This window comes from Pantoea sp. X-Soil-TKNS-1279, assembly GCF_059730565.1.
In genome coordinates this window covers 655,615-674,158 of sequence record NZ_AP035949.1, presented here as the reverse complement: position 1 = coordinate 674,158, position 18,544 = coordinate 655,615, and the positions used below count along the sequence as shown (strand labels likewise).

At 56.9% G+C, this 18,544-nt stretch carries 16 protein-coding genes; 10 read left to right on the top strand and 6 right to left on the bottom strand.

What is annotated here, in order from left to right:
• Positions 1-433 precede the first annotated feature (433 nt).
• Positions 434-1,810: an aldehyde dehydrogenase family protein gene (locus AC6I8N_RS23305; RefSeq protein ID WP_497830924.1), complete on the top strand. Its 1,377-nt coding sequence runs from the start codon at positions 434-436 to the stop codon at positions 1,808-1,810.
• A gap of 55 nt (positions 1,811-1,865) precedes the next feature.
• Positions 1,866-2,438: a nucleotidyltransferase family protein gene (locus AC6I8N_RS23300; protein ID WP_497830923.1), complete on the top strand. Its 573-nt coding sequence runs from the start codon at positions 1,866-1,868 to the stop codon at positions 2,436-2,438.
• Here AC6I8N_RS23300 and AC6I8N_RS23295 read toward each other — a convergent pair.
• From AC6I8N_RS23295 to AC6I8N_RS23275, 5 genes are all read right to left on the bottom strand, one after another.
• A complete protein-coding gene (locus AC6I8N_RS23295; RefSeq protein ID WP_497830922.1) occupies positions 2,422-3,393 on the bottom strand; it encodes an XdhC family protein in 972 nt (323 codons plus the stop codon). The genes AC6I8N_RS23300 and AC6I8N_RS23295 overlap by 17 nt on opposite strands.
• Before the next feature lie 14 nt (positions 3,394-3,407).
• The gene (locus AC6I8N_RS23290) at positions 3,408-6,974 is read right to left on the bottom strand and encodes a molybdopterin cofactor-binding domain-containing protein (protein WP_497830921.1); all 3,567 of its coding nucleotides are present in this window, start codon (positions 6,972-6,974) and stop codon (positions 3,408-3,410) included.
• Entirely contained in the window at positions 6,971-7,498 is a 528-nt protein-coding gene (locus AC6I8N_RS23285) for a (2Fe-2S)-binding protein (RefSeq protein ID WP_415173024.1), read from the bottom strand. The genes AC6I8N_RS23290 and AC6I8N_RS23285 overlap by 4 nt, the downstream gene beginning before the upstream one ends.
• A gap of 44 nt (positions 7,499-7,542) precedes the next feature.
• On the bottom strand, positions 7,543-8,004 hold the full coding sequence (locus AC6I8N_RS23280) for a MarR family winged helix-turn-helix transcriptional regulator (protein ID WP_208726053.1): 462 nt from the start codon (positions 8,002-8,004) through the stop codon (positions 7,543-7,545).
• Positions 8,005-8,082: 78 nt separating this feature from the next.
• Positions 8,083-9,135 carry a 2,5-dihydroxypyridine 5,6-dioxygenase NicX family protein gene (locus tag AC6I8N_RS23275; RefSeq protein WP_208726051.1) on the bottom strand — a complete coding sequence of 351 codons (1,053 nt, stop codon included), beginning with the start codon at positions 9,133-9,135 and terminating at the stop codon, positions 8,083-8,085.
• Between the two features lie 313 nt (positions 9,136-9,448).
• Here AC6I8N_RS23275 and AC6I8N_RS23270 point away from each other — a divergent pair, with 313 nt between their 5' ends.
• The 8 genes from AC6I8N_RS23270 (at position 9,449) to AC6I8N_RS23235 (ending at position 17,758) form a co-directional block, all read left to right on the top strand.
• Positions 9,449-10,594, top strand: coding sequence for an FAD-dependent monooxygenase (locus tag AC6I8N_RS23270; RefSeq protein ID WP_415173001.1), 1,146 nt, complete (start codon positions 9,449-9,451; stop codon positions 10,592-10,594).
• A complete protein-coding gene (locus tag AC6I8N_RS23265; protein WP_497830920.1) occupies positions 10,594-11,415 on the top strand; it encodes an alpha/beta fold hydrolase in 822 nt (273 codons plus the stop codon). Before AC6I8N_RS23270 ends, AC6I8N_RS23265 begins: the two co-directional genes overlap by 1 nt.
• Positions 11,412-12,164: a maleate cis-trans isomerase family protein gene (locus AC6I8N_RS23260; RefSeq protein WP_497830919.1), complete on the top strand. Its 753-nt coding sequence runs from the start codon at positions 11,412-11,414 to the stop codon at positions 12,162-12,164. Before AC6I8N_RS23265 ends, AC6I8N_RS23260 begins: the two co-directional genes overlap by 4 nt.
• 11 nt (positions 12,165-12,175) lie before the next feature.
• On the top strand, positions 12,176-12,814 hold the full coding sequence (locus AC6I8N_RS23255) for an N-carbamoylsarcosine amidohydrolase (protein ID WP_497830918.1): 639 nt from the start codon (positions 12,176-12,178) through the stop codon (positions 12,812-12,814).
• A gap of 104 nt (positions 12,815-12,918) precedes the next feature.
• Complete coding sequence (locus AC6I8N_RS23250) at positions 12,919-14,229, top strand: MFS transporter (RefSeq protein ID WP_208726036.1); 1,311 nt, start codon at positions 12,919-12,921, stop codon at positions 14,227-14,229.
• A gap of 247 nt (positions 14,230-14,476) precedes the next feature.
• On the top strand, positions 14,477-15,751 hold the full coding sequence (locus AC6I8N_RS23245) for a nucleoside permease (RefSeq protein ID WP_208726035.1): 1,275 nt from the start codon (positions 14,477-14,479) through the stop codon (positions 15,749-15,751).
• A 17-nt stretch (positions 15,752-15,768) separates the two neighbouring features.
• Complete coding sequence (locus AC6I8N_RS23240; protein ID WP_497831153.1) at positions 15,769-16,794, top strand: ADP-ribosylglycohydrolase family protein; 1,026 nt, start codon at positions 15,769-15,771, stop codon at positions 16,792-16,794.
• Positions 16,778-17,758, top strand: coding sequence for a PfkB family carbohydrate kinase (locus AC6I8N_RS23235; protein ID WP_497830917.1), 981 nt, complete (start codon positions 16,778-16,780; stop codon positions 17,756-17,758). The genes AC6I8N_RS23240 and AC6I8N_RS23235 overlap by 17 nt, the downstream gene beginning before the upstream one ends.
• Here AC6I8N_RS23235 and AC6I8N_RS23230 read toward each other — a convergent pair.
• Complete coding sequence (locus AC6I8N_RS23230) at positions 17,745-18,488, bottom strand: GntR family transcriptional regulator (RefSeq protein WP_497830916.1); 744 nt, start codon at positions 18,486-18,488, stop codon at positions 17,745-17,747. The genes AC6I8N_RS23235 and AC6I8N_RS23230 overlap by 14 nt on opposite strands.
• Positions 18,489-18,544 lie beyond the last annotated feature (56 nt).

The window sequence follows — 18,544 nt, the reverse complement described above, 5'->3', positions numbered from 1 at the left end:
ATTACAGTGAACATTAACACTGTTTATAGTGAACATTCTACTGGCTATAGTGAATAAAGTGCTGATTACAGTGAATACTTTGCTGATTATAGTGAACACGATCACCTTCTCAGCCCTTGTCCGGTGCGGCCTGCGACGATCCGGGATCTCTTAGGATCTCTTTAAGATCTATCTATGATCTTTCTTAGAGATCTAATCACTGTATAACTGAATAACTCTCAGAAAAATCCGCTGCATAGCAGACCAATCGCATATTCAGAAGCTGCAATGCCAGGGCGATATATTCAGGATCTAAACATTAGCGCGCTGCAAGCGACACTTCATCGTATTCATTTGCAGAGAAGAACTTCCTCATTAATATTCATTTTTCATCACTCCCGCCCAGGCGTAAGGTGGTTGCCAATCACCAGACAAACTTACGATGAAGGCACTTATGACTGACAATGTAATCTCACGCAATCCCACCAACGGCGAGATCCTTGCAAACTGGCCGCTGCAAAACCCTGCTGAACTGGAAACGGCATTACAACAAAGCACTCAGGCCTTCAGCCAGTGGCGTAATACCAGCATGGAACAGCGCGTGAAAGTCCTGCGTCAGCTTGGCGAGCAAATTCGTCAGCGCCAGGACGAACTGGCGAGAATGGCAACGCTCGAAATGGGCAAACCGATTGCGCAAGCGCGTGCTGAAGTCCTGAAATGCGCCAACCTGTGCGACTGGTATGCTGAGCAAGGCCCGGCAATGCTGGCAGACAAACCTACGCTGGTGGAAAACCAACAGGCATGGCAGGCATTTCGTCCACTGGGTGTGATCCTGGCGGTGATGCCGTGGAACTTCCCTTACTGGCAGGTTCTGCGTGGAGCCGTCAGCATGTTACTGGCAGGAAACACCTACCTGTTGAAACATGCACCCAGCGTAATGGGTTGTGCCAATCTGATCACCAGCCTGTTTGATGCGACCGATTTGCCTGAAGGAGCCTTCACTGTCATTAACGTGGATAACGATGGCGTCTCCATCGCCATCAAAGATCCACGTATCGCTGCGGTGGCGGTCACCGGCAGCGTACGTGCCGGGGGAGCTATTGCAGCACAAGCCGGAGCTGCACTGAAAAAAACCGTGCTGGAATTGGGTGGTGCCGATCCGTTTATCGTCCTTGCCGATGCTGATCTGGATGCCGCAGTGGCCTCAGCGGTCACAGGACGCTACCAGAACACCGGACAGGTGTGTATGGCAGCCAAACGCTTCATCATCGAAGAAAGTGTCTCACAAGCCTTTGAGGCGCGTTTTAGCGCAGCGGTACAGGCGCTGAAAATCGGTGATCCGCTGGAGGAGACAACCTATATCGGACCGATGGCGCGTTACGACCTGCGTGATGAGCTGGATCGACAGGTACAGCAAAGTATCGCTGAAGGTGCACGCGTCGTGCTGGGTGGCCATAAAATTGAAGGGGTGGGTAACTACTATGCCCCAACAATCCTCGCCGATGTCACGCCTGAGATGACCGCTTTCCGTCAGGAGATCTTTGGTCCCGTGGCCGCCATCACCGTTGCCCGCGATGCGCAACATGCGCTGGAGCTGGCAAACAACAGCGAGTTTGGCCTCAGCGCCACCATCTGGAGTGGTAACGAAGCACTGGCAAACGAACTGGCAAGCCAACTGGAAACCGGTGCGGTATTTATTAACGGCAATGGCGCATCGGATCCGCGTGTCGCTATCGGTGGTGTGAAGAAAAGCGGCTATGGCCGTGAATTGTCCAGCTTTGGTGTCTACGAGTTCTGCAACATCCAGACGGTATGGAAAAATCGTCGCTAATCATAACGGGGCGCGCGATACTGTGCGCCCCGACTCAGTCATGATAGATCCTCAGATGAACACACCCGGAATTATCATTCTTGCCGCCGGATTGGGGGCTCGATTTGCTCGCGCCGGAGGGCTGGGCAATAAGCTGCTGGCTCCACAGCATAACAAACAACCGCTGTTGGCCTTAACCCTGCAACAGGCGCAGAACTCTGGTCTGCCATTGCTGGTGGTTACCCGTCCTGAATATCACGCGATCCTCGATCTTACACAACAACGTCACATTCCGGCGATCACCGTTGCCAGCAATGGCAGTGGCGAAAGCATCGCGGCGGCGGTTCGCCACACCAGAAACTGGCAGGGTTGGCTGATTCAACCGGGCGATATGGCGTGGGTAACGGCAGAGGATCATCGTTGTGTAGCCGAGGCGCTGGCCGCAGGTGCTCAACAGGTTCGGTTATGCTGGGACCAACGGCCAGGGCACCCGGTAGGATTTTCCACGGGTTATGGTCAGGCGTTAAGTGAGTTAACCGGTGATAATGGCGCACGCGCATTGCTGGACCCGGGTATCCTGCAAACCATCCGCGCGCACGCCGGGGTCATTCGGGATGCAGACCTGCCGGAACCTATAAACCGTTCCTGACGCGAACAATATCTGCCAGCGTTGCCAGCGCAATCTCACCAGGGGTTTTGCTGCCAATTGGCAGGCCGATCGGCGCATGAATGCGCGCCAGCGCCTGATCCGATAATCCCCCCAGTTCAGCCAGACGTTGCAGACGTTTCTGGCTATTTTTTGCCGATCCCATCGCGCCAATGTAAAACGCCGGGGTATGCACCGCTTCCATCAGCGTTAAATCATCAACCCGTGGATCGTGAGTCAGGCAGAGGATCGCCGTTCCTGCCGACGCTCCCGACTGCTCCAGATAACGTGCCGGATGCAGCTGAACGCAATGGAGATTTTCACAGCTTCCCAACGCTGCCTGTAGCTGTTCGAATTCAGCATCACGATGTTCACACACCACCACGCGGAAACCGAGCATCAGCGCCATACGGATACAGTCACTGGCGACAGCAGAATATCCGGCGATCAACACCGTGGTCACTGCGCCAACCGGGAGCACCACGCTGTCATCGTCATACCTGAGCGAGGGCAGGGGAGCGCCTTGCGCCAGGGGCTGCCACTCATGATCGCAGCCGAGGGTGATATAACGCGTCAGCAACGGACCGCCACTCAATGCCTGCTGCATGGCACGCAACAACGCCAGAGAATGTTCCTGCGCTTCAAGGCGTTCCACCAGTACGTCCAGTACACCGCCACAGGGAAGCTGAACCGGAGGCGCCAATCCCTCTGCGCCATAACGTACCCGTTCACTGGCGCGCGGATACGCACCCTGTTGTACCCGTGCCAGGAAATCTTCCTCGATACAGCCGCCCGAGAGGGAACCACTCCAGTGACCGTCAGCATCTGCCACCAGCATCGCCCCTGGCGAACGCGGCGCCGATCCCCAGCTATGCAGTACGGTGCACAGCCAGATCACCTTGCCTTGTTGCAACCACAGCAGCCCCTGGTCAATCACACGTTGATCGAGTGACAACATAGCTTTCCTCCACCTCAGTGACTGCTGGGATTCGCGCGTACCTGCGCCACTTTTTCCGTTAAGTCAGCCCAGGCGGGTTCATCCGGGGCGTAACGCTGGCGCAGATATGCGGCGATATCAGCGACCTGCTTATCGGAAAGACTGGCGGCGAAGCCCGGCATATAACCCAGGTCATCGGTGGCCGGTTTATCAATCCCGTGTAGCACCACCTGCAACAGGTTATCCGGTGTGGCGCTGGTCAGACTGCTGCTGTTCGCCATAGAAGGACTGACGCCAAACAGCTTCGGTCCCCCTTCGCTGGCGCTATGACAGGCCTGGCAAGCACCCTTGAACAGACGTTCCCCGGCGGCGGTATTCCATGCGGGTTGCGCCAAAGGTTGTGCCACGGGCGCAGGCGTCTGACCATTAATATCCGCCAGATAGCTCGCCATCGCCCGTACATCCGCCTCCGGCAGTGTCGCCAGATGACTCACCACCGGTGCCATTGGACCGGCCGCCACGCCATGTTTGTCGTCGTAACCGTTGCGCAGATAGTTGTAAAGTGATGCCGCCGTCCAGGGCTGCGGTGATTTACTCAATTGATTGAGTGCCGGAGCTTCCCAGCCATCAACCCAGCCGCCAGCAAGGAACTGATCGCCGCCTTTTTCTGCCCCCATCACGTTGCGGGGTGAATGGCAGGCACCGCAGTGACCCGCGCCATTCACCAGATACGCCCCGCGATTCCATTCGGCACTTTTGCTGGGATCGTTCTGGTATTCGCCGGTGCGCAGATAAAGCGTATTCCAGCCAGCCATCAGGAAACGCATATTAAATGGAAAACGCATCTCATTGGCGGGCGGAGCCTGCTCCACTGCCGGTTGTGACATCAGGTAGGCGTATAACGCCTGCATATCGCCTTCACTCAGCTGACGGAATGACGTATAGGGAAACGCCGGATAGAGATGATGCCCGTCGCGGCTGATGCCCTGGCGCATCGCCCGGTCAAAGGCGTTAAACGACCAGTTACCAATGCCGGTTTTTTTATCCGGGGTGATGTTGGTGGTGTAGAGCGTGCCAAATGGCGTATCCATCTTCAGCCCGCCGGCATTGGTGGCACCACCTTCGGTGGTGTGGCACACCGCGCAGTCTCCGGCTGCCGCTACCTGACGCCCTCGTTCCAGCATCTCCAACGACCAGCTCCCTGCCGCAGGCGGGGTAACCGGCGCGATAGCCGCACGCCACGGCAGGGCGTTAGTGGCGATGCCAATTGCTGCACCCAGTAATCCCGCCGCGCCACCAAACGCCCATTTGCGGCGGCGAGTGGTTTTGTTACGTGCCGGCGCAGGCAGTTGTGGTTCAGGCTGTGGATCCGGTCCGTTCAGCGCCTGGCGCAGTTTATCTGAGGTGATCGGCAACTCACGAAAACGGATACCGGTGGCATCAAATACCGCATTGGCGATGGCGGCGGCACTGGGCACCGAAGCTGACTCACCCGCGCCGAGCGGCGGCTCATACGGACGCGGCATCATCATCACATCGATATCCGGTACTTCCGGGAAGGTGAGGATCGGATAGCTACCCCATTCCTGGCTGGCGATCATGTTGCTCTCGATCGTCACCTGTTCTTTCAACACGCGGCTGGTGGACTGAATCACGTTGCCGTGAATCTGGTGCTTCACGCCGTCGGGATTGACCATCATGCCCGCGTCATGGCCGACGGTAATGCGCGTAACGGCAATCTCGCCGCTCTGCTTATCAATCGCCACATCGGCGACCCACGCCGCCCAGGCGGCGCCAAAGCCGGGAAATTTGCTGTGAATATAACGTGCATAGGCGAAGCCACGGCCACGTAACACGCCGGGTTCGCTGCTGCTTTGCATCGGTTCGGTGCGTGGTGTCCAGCCTGCGCGATCGGCGGTCGAGCGGATCAGCTCAGCCGCACGTTCGTCCTGGATATAGCGCAAGCGATATTCGACCGGATCGACCCCGGCTGCGTGCGCCAGTTCATCCATATAGGATTCGTGGGCGAAGGTATTAGGCAGTGCCGAAACGCCGCGCATCCATGAAGCGCGCACAATCGGTGCCATATCTTCAATGGTGACGCGCATATGCGGAAAGTCGTAGGGCGGGATCGAGGTGCGGTCGCCCATCTCGTAGGCCAGCGCTACCGGGTCCACTCGCCCGGTCAACAGCAACGCCAGGGTTGGTGCACCGTTGGAAGGGTAGGAGGTGGTGAAATCGTACACCTGCGGATTACCTTCAGCATCGAGGCCGCCATCCACATCCATCAACTGCGCGGTACCTTTCGGTTCCCAGACGTGTTCCTGGGCGCGCGTCAACTGGACGCGCACCGGCTGGCCCACGGCACGGGACAACAGCGCGGCATCGGCGGCGACATCATCGGCGCAGTTGCGGCCATAACACCCCGCCGCCTCCATGCGGTTCACTTCAATGTCACTTTCCGGCATCTCAAACAGCCAGGCGAGATCGGCACGCAGCAGATGGGGATTCTGCGTGCCGCTCCACACCTGCAAGCCAACTGCATCAAAGGCGGCGACCGCGCAGGAAGGACCGATAGAACCGTGTAACTGATAAGGCCAGACATAGTTGCGGGTAAAGCGTTGCGCGACATTATCCAGAGCGGCATCCACCTCGCCGGTGTCGTGTACCACGCGTGAAGTGCGCGGATTATCGCGAATCGCTTTTTCCACGTCGCGCATATCCGGCAGCATATGCTCCCAGGGTTTCCAGCGTACTTTCAGGGTTTCCATCGCGGCGATGGCCTGATCTTCGCGTTCGGCGACTACGCCAACAAAATCGGCGATTTGCACCACTTTGACGATGCCTTCCAGATGGGCAATCGAACTTTCATCGATGCTGAGAAGCGAGGTCCCGACGAATTGCCCGGTGTCATAACCGGCATAAGGTGGGCGGATCACGCGACCATGCAGCATGCCCGGCAGACGCATATCGTGCACCCAGGTGAGTTCGCCGGTGGCTTTGCCCGGAATATCGACACGTTGTGAGCTGGTGCCCACCAGCCGGTATTCGCTGGCGGGTTTCAGCGGAGCATCATCTGAAATACGTAACTGGCAGCGCTGACCGTTAACCAGTTCGGCAAAATTCAGGGCGGTGCCATTGGCCAGGCGGAATTCTCCGGCATCCAGCGATAACTCGGCTTCGCCTACCTGTAAACGTGCTGCTGCCTGTTGCGTCAGCCAGCGGCGCGCTTCAGCAGCGGCTTTACGCAGCGGGACGGCGGATATCTGTAAGGTGGCACTGGCGATGGTCGCGCCCTGATTGGGTACGCGCAACGTATCGCCCAGCACCATCTGTACCTGGTCCATACGCAGGTTGAGTTCTTCGGCAACGATTTGCGTCAGCGAGGTTTTCACCCCGGTACCAAGATCGACGTGGCCGTTAAAAGCCCACACTTTGCCTTCGCCATCGATGGCGATAAACAACGCCAGTTCTTTGGGTTTGAGGGTAGGTGTCTGGCCTTTTGGCACCAGACCGGGCGGTGGCTGGATCTCATCGACGATCAGCAGCACATTGTCAGCCGCCAGCAGTTGTTGCTGGGTGGGTACATCGGCATGGCTCATGGCTGCTCCTCCGCCTGTTGCAGGCAGAGTTGCACTGCGCGCTTCACCGCGCAGAGGATCTCCTGATGGGTGCCGCAGCGGCACAGATTGCCGCTCAGGGCGGAACGAATTTGTTGGTCGCTGGGGCAGGGGAGATCGCGCAACAACGCGGCGGTGGTCATGATCATGCCATTCAGGCAGTAGCCGCATTGAGCGGCCTGTTCTTCGATAAACGCCTGCTGCACCGGATGTAGCGCATCACGGCTGCCTAAGCCTTCCAGGGTGGTGATAGCGCGCTGCCTCACGCCAAACGCCGGGATCACGCAGGCACGCGCGGCAACGCCATCAATCATCACGGTACAGGCACCGCATTCGCCCAGCCCGCAGCCATATTTCGGACCGTTAAGGGATAATTCATTACGCAGTACCAGCAATAACGAGGTGTCGCGATAGCTGGTGACTTCTCTTTCTTCGCCGTTAACCTTCAATGAATAACAGCGTAAACCTGCAGGTGAAACCGTCGTGGCAGACTGTTGTGCCATCATTTTCATTATTGACCGCCTTACCGAGGCGGCTCACTCGCCCCGGGTTATGACTGGCTCGTGTCGTCCAGCATTTTCCTGAGCAGATAAACCAGCGCGACTCGTTCGGCTGGATTCAACTGCCCATACGTCATTTCAGTAATGCGAACTGCGTTATCGGTGGTGTGTTGAATCAGTGCCTGTCCCGGCTCTGTCAGCATCACAATCACCTTGCGTTTGTCGGTGGGATCAGGGCCAAGGCTGACCAGATCGCGCGCCTTTAAACGTTCAACCACGCCGCGGATGGTGGCCTGATCGACAGCGGTGTAACGTACTAAATCGTTCTGCGCGCTGGGACCGTGGTCGCGCAGTGCGCAAAGCGTAATAAATTGCACCGCCGTGATCTGTGAATCACCCACATGTTGTTGAAAAATCGCCACATGGCGCTGGTAAACCTTGCGCAGCAGATGGCCAACCTGTTGGGTGTAGTCGTAATTGTCTTCCGTGGGGGAAGTGTGGTCGTGCGACATAAAAAGGTCCTTTTTCCCGGATACTGCCAGGCAGTGTAATGCATTGTCACTGCGCTGACAGCCGCTCCCTGCGTATGATTAACGTGCGCGTGAGGCTTCGGGTGCCACCACTTCGCCTTCGGCGACCACCAGCAGATCATCAACTTTGATGTCACAACGGCGCAGCGCGATATCCATATGGCATGGTGTTTTACGTTTGCCGCCCACTTCGGTGTTCGGACCGGTGGAGAACAGGAAGTTGCCGTAAAACGCGCGTGCATCCATACACATGCCGTCGTTTTTGTCGTGCAGGCCCATAGCGGTCCACTGTGCGCGTGGCTGTAATCCCCAACCGATATGTGAAATGCCATACACTTCCGGGTCGTTGAAATAGCTCATGTAATCACGCAGATATTCTGCTTCGAAGCCACCGTGAATCTTTGTCACAAAGCCTTTCTCGATTTCCAGCGTGATACGTTCGCGGGCATAGGATTTAAACGGCAGCAGGATATCTCCCACTTCCAGCACCAGCACCCCTTCCGCCTGATCTTCGTTCGGCCAGGTGAACAGGAAACCGCTCGGCCAATGGTCCCAGCGGCCCGGTTCATCGGCATAACCGTACTCGGTCACCGTCGGATACTGTCCCAGCGGGGCACGGAAATCGCTGCCGGCCTGAGATTTCACCGTCATCATGCGCGCTTTCTCCAGTACCGCGGCCGCGGCCAGCACACGCGACTTGTCCTCTTCCGTTGGCAACATTCGTGCCAACACTTCCGGGGGTTCAACTGCCAGCAGGATACGGGTACCGGTTTTCAGGATCTGTTCCTGCTCCGGTGAGTGCAGCAACATCATGGTATCGACAATCAGGTCTGCTGCTTCCAGCGCGCGTTGCGCTGCAATGTTGCCGGTTAACGCGGTATCGCCGCAGTAGGCGGTCATGTCGTTGCCCATCGCGGTGGGATGATTAAAGGCTGGTAGTTCCACGCAATACACTTTCGCGCCCAATCGTAGTGCAGCATCGGTCGCGGCCTGCACGGTGCGTGCATCAGAATAGTGACTTTTCAGAATAGCGACGCTTTGTGTGGCATCGACTTTCGACAGACGTAACACCTGCTCAAACATCTGTCCTAACTGACTCTGGTTAACTGCCATTGCGGGTTCCTCTCGGGTTCGATGTTGCTGTCTAAAACTTCATCTTTTTGTAGCGAATACGCTAGATATATTTGTTATAGACGTGTTGCGAAGAAGAGTGCAAGCATTTCTTTTTGTCATAAGAAAAGCCTATTTAACGCAGCGTATATGCTGTGATTAACATCATGACATGCAGTTTTCACCACAATAATCATTGCAATTCACAAAAAAATAACGCCAATAATTATAGTGTACACACTAGATAATTTGAGCGGGGTTAGAAACCAATACCGCATGTGTACCTTCAAATCAGCGTGAGTTTTGAGAGGAAAATATGAGCAATATGAAACGCATTGCGATCGTTGGCGCAGGTCTTGGTGGCCTGGCTGCTGGCTCGTTGTTACAGAAAGCGGGCTTCAATGTGCAGGTTTACGAACAGAGTCCGGCGTTTTCTCGTCTCGGTGCGGGCATCCACATGGGACCGAACGTCCTGAAAGTGTTCCGTCGCATGGGGATCGAACAACAGCTGGAAGATCTGGCCTCACATCCGGATTTTTGGTTCAGTCGCGACGGCGAAACCGGTGAATACCTCTCGCGCATTCCGCTGGGTGAATTTGCGCGCAAGGAGTACGGCGCAGCATACGTCACGGTACATCGTGGCGATTTGCAGGCGATGCAGATGACCAGCCTGGAGCCGGGTTCGGTTCACTTTGGCAAATGCCTGAGCAGCGTGGAAGACAGCGGCAGCGATGTGGTGCTGCGTTTCCAGGATGGTAGCGAAGAACGCGCCGATATCGTGATTGGTGCCGATGGTATCAACTCCAAACTGCGCGAACACCTGCTGGGCGTGGAAGCACCGACCTACAGCGGCTGGGTGGCGCACCGCGCGTTGATCCGTGGCGAACAACTGCGTAAGTACAACCTCGATTTCGAAGATTGCGTGAAATGGTGGTCGGAAGATCGTCACCTGATGGTGTACTACACCACCAAATCTCGCGATGAATACTACTACGTCTCTGGCGTGCCGCATCCGGCGTGGGATTTCAAAGGTAGCTTTGTCGACAGCAGCCAGCAGGAGATGCTGGAAACTTTCGGCCATTACCATCCGGTGGTCCAGGCGCTGATTGAATGCAGCGAAAACGTCACCAAGTGGCCGCTGCTCAACCGCCAGCCGCTGCCGGTGTGGAGTGAAGGGCGCATTGTGCTGTTGGGTGATGCCTGCCATCCAATGAAACCGCATATGGCACAGGGTGCCGCGATGGCGATTGAAGACGCCGCCATGCTGGCACGTTGCCTGACAGAAACCGGCCTGGAAGATTACAGCACCGCCTTCCGCCTGTATGAAGTTAACCGCAAAGAGCGCGCTTCGCGCGTGCAGTCGGTGTCGAACGCCAACACCTTCCTGCGCACGCAGGAAGATCCGGCCTGGGTGTACGGCTACGATGTCTTCGCCGCACCGCTGAAAAGCGAGGGGGCGTGATGAGCACGTTTGTCAGCGGTGGGCAGGTGCAGGCGAACGGCATTCGCCAGCACTATCTGCGTTATGGCGGGAAAGGCCCGACTCTGATTCTGGTACCGGGTATCACCAGCCCGGCGATTACCTGGGGTTTTGTCGCGGAAGTATTTGGTCAGCAATTTGATACCTGGGTGCTGGATGTGCGTGGACGCGGTTTATCCAGCAGCGGTGCAGGTCTGGACTACGGCACCGAGAGCTGCGCCGACGATATTAACGCCTTCGCTGAAGCTCTGGGATTGACGCAGTACCATTTGGTCGGTCATTCAATGGGGGCGCGTTTTATCATGCGTGCTGCGGTGAAACAGCCGGACGGTGTGTTGTCGTTGTCACTGATTGATCCGCCAGTGTCGGGACCGGGCCGTCGTCTCTATCCGGGCCAGTGGCCGTGGTATCAGGACTCGATCCGCGAGGCGGAGCAGGGCATGGACGCGGAAGCGATGAAAAAATATTGCCCGAGCTGGACGGAAGAGCAACGTCAGTTGCGCGCCGAGTGGCTGCACACCTGCTACGAACCGGCCATCCGTCGTGCCTACGACGATTTTCATCAGCTCGATATCCACCAATATTTTCGCCAGTTGCCCGCTAAAACCCTGCTGATGGTGGCGGGCAAAGGTGGCGTGATCCTGGCGGAAGATGAGGCCGAGATCCGCGAACTGCTGCCCTCAATTGAAATCGCTCACGTTGAAAATGCCGGACATATGATCCCCTGGGATGACTTCCCCGGCTTCTTCGCTGCCTTTGGTACCTTCCTTGGCGCAACCCTGCAACCGGAGATTCAGTTATGATCCGCCAGTACCGTATCGGCCAAATTGTGCCGAGTTCCAACATTACGATGGAAACTGAAATCCCTGCCATGTTGCAGGCTCGCCAGTTGATCCGCCCGGAGCGCTTTACTTTTCACTCCAGCCGCATGCGAATGAAGCACGTCAACAAAGATGAACTGGCGGCGATGGATAAGGAGTCGGACCGCTGCGCGCTGGAACTGTCGGACGCCAAAGTTGATGTGCTGGGATACGCTTGCCTGGTGGCGATCATGGCGATGGGCCCCGGTTATCACCGTCAGTCACAGGCGCGTCTTACCGCGGTCACACGAGAAAATGACGCGCTGGCACCGGTGATCACCAGTGCCGGAGCGCTGGTGGATGCGCTGCATATCATGGGTGCGAAAAAGATCGCCCTGGTCGCGCCGTATATGAAGCCCCTTACGGAGCTGGTGGTGGATTACATCCAGCGCGAAGGGATTGAGGTGAAAGTGTGGCGTGCACTGGAGATTGCCGATAACCTCGCGGTCGCCCGTCATGATCCCGCCAATCTGCCGGGCATTGTGGCCGATATGCCGCTGGACGACGTCGACGTGGTGGTGTTGTCAGCCTGCGTACAGATGCCTTCACTGCCGGCAGTCGCCAAAGTGGAAGCGCAAACCGGTAAGCCGGTGATTACTGCGGCGATCGCCACCACCTACGCGTTGCTGAAAGCGCTGGAACTGGAGCCGGTGGTGCCTGGTGCCGGTGCGTTGCTGTCCGGTGCCTGGTAAGGAGCGAACTGATGACACAAAGCGCCAGTGACAACTATGCCGGTGTCTGGGGCAACCGCATCGGATTTGGCAAACGACCGGCTCTGCTGATGATCGATTTTCTGCAAGGCTACACCACGCCGGGCGCACCGCTGTTTGCGCCGGGGGTGGTGGATGCGGTCCAGGAAGCGGAAGCCTTGCTGGCAACCGCACGCCGCTGCGCCATCCCGGTGATCCATACCCAAATCCGTTACCACCCGCAGCATCAACGTGATGGTGGCATCTGGGTACAGAAAGCGCCGGTGATGCGCGACATGGTGGAGGGCAATCCGCTGGCGGCGTTCTGCCCTGGCGTGCTGCCACTCGCGGATGAGGTGGTGATCACCAAGCAATATGCCAGCGCGTTTTTTGGCACCGCACTGGCATCGCTGCTGGTGACGGAAGGTATCGACACCCTGATCATCGCCGGTTGTTCCACCAGCGGCTGCGTGCGCGCCAGCGCCGTGGACGCGTTGCAATACGGCTTTCGCGCGATGGTGGTACGTGAATGCGTGGGCGATCGCCACGCAGCGCCGCATGAAGCCAACCTGTTTGATATCGACAGTAAGTACGGCGATGTGGTGTCCAAAGCCACCACGCTGGAGTATCTCGGACAGTTCAGCGCCCGTTAAGGGCGCTTATTCACCTGCACGGAGTGCGCAGACACAACAGGTTTCACGGTCAGTGAAACGCATAACAACACGCCCATCAGGGTTTATTGCGCCCGGAGAAAATCATGACTGTTGCTACAACCCGTCCTGCTGTGCTGGCAGCCGAGGACACTGCCGCGATTTACCGCAAGATCACCTGGAAACTGATTCCTTTTCTCTGTTTATGTTATCTGGCGGCGTATCTGGACCGTATCAACATCGGTCTGGCGAAGCTGCAAATGGCCAGCGACCTGTCGCTGAGCGAGACGGCGTTTGGTCTCGGTGCCGGGCTGTTTTTTGTTGGCTACATTCTGTTTGAAGTTCCAAGCAACCTGATTCTGCAACGCGTCGGGGCAAAAATCTGGATCGCGCGCATCATGATTACCTGGGGTTTGCTCTCCACGGCAACCTTACTGGTGCAAACGCCGATGCAGTTCTACATCATTCGTTTTTTACTGGGCGCGGCGGAAGCCGGGTTTCTGCCGGGCGTGTTGTTCTATCTCACTAAATGGTTCCCCTCCTGGCGTCGCAGCCGCATCATCGCGCTGTTTATGATTGGTCTGCCGCTCTCCAGTCTGATTGGCGGACCGCTTTCCGGTTGGATCATGGGCCATTTCCATGAGGTGTACGGGATGCGCGGCTGGCAATGGCTGTTCCTGCTGGAGGGTATCCCGAGCGTGCTGCTGGGGGTGATGACCTTCTGGTTGCTGCCGAATAGCGTGGAAAGCGCCAACTGGCTGAGTGCGGAAGAAAAGCAGGCGGTGCAAAACGACCTTGACAGAGATGAAGGCGAGGCGAAAGGGGTGAAGCATCGCCTGCGTGATGGTCTGCTGAATATCCGCGTGGTGATGCTCGGCGGGATCGACTTCTCCATTCTGCTCAGTGCCTATGCGATGGGCTTCTGGATGCCGACCTTTATTAAAAACGCTGGCACCACCGATATCAGCACCATCGGTTACCTGACGGCCATTCCCAGCCTGGCGGCGTTGATCGGTATGCTGGCCATTGGCAGCAGCTCGGACCGGACGCGTGAACGCCGCTGGCATATCATTGTGCCATTTATCATTGGCGCAGCGGCGATGGGAGCCAGCACCTTTTTCTCCCATAACGTGATGATGACGGTGCTGTTATTCTCAATTGCCCAGGCGATGATCATTGGCGCGGTGCCGGTGTTCTTCAGCCTGCCTGCGACCTTCCTGAAAGGCACGGCGGCAGCGGCCGGGTTTGCGCTGGCTTGCTCCATCGCCAATATCGCCGGACTGGTGAGTAACTCGGTGATGGGGATCGCACTGGATCTTACTGGCAGCGGCAATGGCGCGCTGTGGTTCTTTGCGGTCTGTCTGCTGTTGAGCTGCCTGCTGGTGATCGCTTTACCGGCCAAACTGGTTAACCGTTAATTCCTTCCTTTTCAGCGTGTGATACTGGTTCACACGCTGCCTGCTATAAAAATTCGCGCGATAAATCGCACCGCCACGGGCCAATGCTTACCTGTAGCGGCGCGATTTATCGCGCGTTTTATCATCTCCAACCCTGTTAACCATCGGTTAAAATTATGTGGGTGAGGTCAAACTATCAGCTAAAGGTATTATAAAGGTATTGTTAGTGGTGTTAGATTGGTTCTACCAACACCGGGGAGTAAGTTCGATGAAAAATACAATGCCAAAACTGTCGTTCATGATGTTCCTTGAATGGTTTATCTGGGGGGCATGGTTCGTGCCGCTCTGGGCCTTTCTGAGTAAAAATGGCTTCACCCCGATGGAGATTGCCTGGTGCTATGCCTGCACCTCCATCGCCGCCATCCTGTCACCGATTCTGGTTGGCTCGCTGGCAGACCGCTTCTTCCAGGCACAGAAAGTCTTGTCGCTGCTGATGATTGTTGGCGCGATTCTGATGTTCTTCGCTGCGCAACAGACGCACTTCGGCAGCTTCTTCCCGCTGCTGCTGTTATATGCGCTGACCTATATGCCGACCATTGCGCTGACCAACAGCATTGCCTTCTCCCACGTTGGTGATGTTGAACGCGATTATCCACGCGTGCGTGTGATGGGGACCATCGGCTGGATCGCTTCCGGCATTGCCTGCGGCTTCCTGCCGCCGCTGCTTGGTTTTGGCGATATCTCGGCGAGTAATGTTCCGTTGCTAATCACCGCTGCCAGTTCGCTGCTGCTGGGTATCTTTGCCCTGATGTTGCCGGCCACAGAACCGAAAAGCACCGGCAAATTCAGCCTGCGCGTGGCACTCGGTCTGGATGCGTTGCATCTGTTAAAAGATCGTAGCTTCCTCGTGTTCTTTGTCTGCTCGTTCCTGTTCAGCATGCCGCTGGCCTTCTACTACATCTTTGCTGAAGGTTATCTGACCGAAGTGGGTCTGCCGCATGCCACCGGCTGGATGACCCTCGGCCAGGTATCGGAAATCTTTTTCCTGCTGGCGCTGCCGTTCTTTATCAAACGTTTCGGCATCGGCAAAGTGCTGCTGTTGGGACTGGTGACTGCCGCGCTGCGCTATGTCTTCTTCGTGTTCGGCGGCGATCAGAACCTGCTAACCTTCGGCCTGCTGTTTATGGGTATCCTGCTGCATGGCGTCAGCTATGACTTCTACTTCATCACCGCCTACATTTACGTGGATAAGAAAGCGCCGGTAGCGATGCGTAACGCGGCGCAGGGTCTGATTACGCTTGCCTGTCAGGGTATCGGCAGCCTGCTGGGCTACCGTCTTGGCGGCTATCTGATGCAGGAGATGTTTGCTTACGATAAGCCGATCAACGGTCAGACCTTCAACTGGGCCGGGATGTGGATGTTCGGTAGCGTGATGATTGTGATTATCACCCTCGCCTTTATCGTGTTGTTCCGTGACGGCAAAAAACGCAGTGATGAATTAACCGCTTTTGATACTTCAGCACCCGCTGAAAGCCATAAATAAGAGAAGTAGCGATGACAATGACACTTCAGGAAAAACGGATTTTGGGCGCCTTCTATGGCCAGGCACTGGGCGACGCGATGGGTATGCCGTCGGAACTCTGGCCGCGCAGCCGCGTGAAACAGCATTTTGGCTGGATCGATCGCTTTCTGCCCGGCCCGGCCGAAAACAATGCCGCCTGCTATTTTGGCCGGGCGGCCTTTACCGACGACACCTCGATGGCGCTGGCACTCGCCGACGCTATCATCACCCATGATGGTGACATCAATGCCGAAACCATTGGGGCCAATATTTTGCGCTGGGCAGAAGCGTTTGATGCCTTCAACAAAAACGTGCTCGGGCCAACCTCGAAAATTGCCCTCAACGCGTTGAAAGCCGGAACACCTGTCGCGCAACTGGAAAATAACGGCATGACCAACGGCGCGGCGATGCGTGTCTCGCCGCTGGGCTGCCTGCTACCGGCGCGCGATCTGACGGGCTTTATTGATGCCGTGGCGCTGGCGTCCAGCCCGACGCATAAATCCGATGTGGCGATTGCCGGGGCCACGGTTATCGCCTGGGCGGTTTCGCGTGCCATTGATGGGGCAAACTGGGCAACTATCCGCGATGAGTTGCCGTCGATTGCCCGAGCAGCGCAGGAAAAACGTGTCACCACCTTCAGTGCTTCGATGGCGGCGCGCGTGGAACTGGCGTTGCAGGTTGTGGCGCAGGGCAGGGGGACAGAATCGACCCTGCAACAGATTTATGATCTGGTCGGGACGGGGACCAGCACCATTGAATCAGTGCCCGCCGCGATTGCGATGGTGGAACTGGCTGCCTGCGATCCTAACCGCTGCGCCATTCTCTGTGCCAACCTCGGTGGCGACACCGATACCATCGGTGCAATGGCGGTGGCGATTTGCGGCGCATTGCAGGGAATTGACGGCATCGATCCGGCATTAAAAGCTGAACTGGATGCTGCCAATAATCTGGATTTCACCCGTTACAGCATTGCGTTCAGTCGTTTCCGTCAGCAGCGTGAGGCCGCCTATGCTGACGCCAGATGATCTGACACGACTGGCTGGTCGCCTGCCGGTTTGCGTGGTGGGGGCGGCGGTGGTGGATGTGATTGCCGATGCTTACTCACTGCCGCATCGCGGCAGTGATATCGAGCTGCATCAGCAGGGCGTCAATGTCGGCGGTTGCGCCCTGAATGTGGCGATAGCGCTGCATCGACTTGGTGTACCGTCGATCAATGCTTTGCCGCTGGGTAACGGCGTCTGGGCCGGGATTGTGCGCCAGAAACTGGTGGAATATGGCATCGAAAGCGTGCTGGAAACGGCATCCGGCGATAACGGTTGGTGCCTGGCGCTGGTGGAGCCGGATGGTGAACGTACCTTTCTTTCGGTCAGCGGCGTGGAAAATCAGTGGGACGCGGCGTTGCTTGATACGCTACCGCAACCGGCGCATCGCTGGATTTATCTCTCCGGTTATCAACTCACCAGTAAAAGTGGCGAGGTGTTGATTAGCTGGCTGGAACGGCAGCCACAACCCTGGCAGCTGCTGGTGGATTTTGGACCTCGCCTGGCGGATATCGCGGATGCACAATTCGCACGTATCATGGCGCTCAATCCACTGATTACAGTGAACAGACAAGAGGCGGAGTTGCTGTGGCGGGAGCGCCTTGGTGCATCCGAACTCTTTGATGCGCATACGCTGCTGGCGCGCTGGCAGCAACGTTTTGGCAGCGCAATGGTGGTGCGGCTCGACAGCGATGGGGCAGGATACAGCGATGCGGCAACCCAGGGTTGGGTGCCTGCGCTGGCGACCACGGTGGTGGATACCATTGGTGCCGGCGACAGCCATGCGGGTGGACTGCTGGCTGGTCTGGCGTCCGGTTGGTCGCTGGCCGACAGCGTGGCGCTGGGCAATGCGGTGGCGTCCTATGTTGTCTCACAGCGCGGTGGGGACTGCGCGCCGGATCGCGCAACGCTGACCGCTTACTGGCAGCAGCGTCTTACTCGGCAATAAACACGTACATATCGCTGCGACAGTAGCTGATGCTGTACTCCAGCGGATTGCCCTGTGCGTCGAGTGCCAGTTGCTTAATCACCAACACCGGCACATTGGCAGGCAGGGCAATGTGCTGTTGCAGTGCCTCATCCGGCATACGTGCGCTGACACGGCTTTGTGACTTCACCGGCAGGATTTGTCGCTCACGAAAGTAGTCGTACAGCGAGATACCGATATCGTCAGCATCGGCAATCAGCTGGGTTGAAACCCACGACTCTTCAACCGACACCGCCTGTTGATCCACATAGCGAATGCGTTTCAACTGCCAGACATCGCTGCCGTTGCTCAGCCCAAGTTTCTCCGCAATCTCCGCGTTGCAACGGATTTTGCTTTTGTTGATCCATACCGTATCGGGCTTTTTGCCGCGTAATACCGCCTGCTGCGACAAACCTTTGGGTTCTTTCAGCGAATATTCAAACTGGCTACAGATTTGCGTACCGTAGCCACGCGAACGAAACACCACACCCTCTTTTTCCAGTTCATCCATCGCCTTACGCACGGTAATGCGCGAAATTCCCAGCGACTGGCTGAATTCGCGTTCTCCCGGCAGGATCTCTTCATGGACCAGCTGGCCTGCGCGCACGGCGTCTTTAATGGCAGCGGCAAAGCGTTTATACAGCGGCGTGCGGCTTTCCTCCGCCAGAATGGCGGCAAGCTGTGCAAACAGGGAACTGTATTGATGGGTCATACTCAATCCAGAAAACGACAGATCGGGCTATGATACTGAAAATTCGCTGGCTGCGA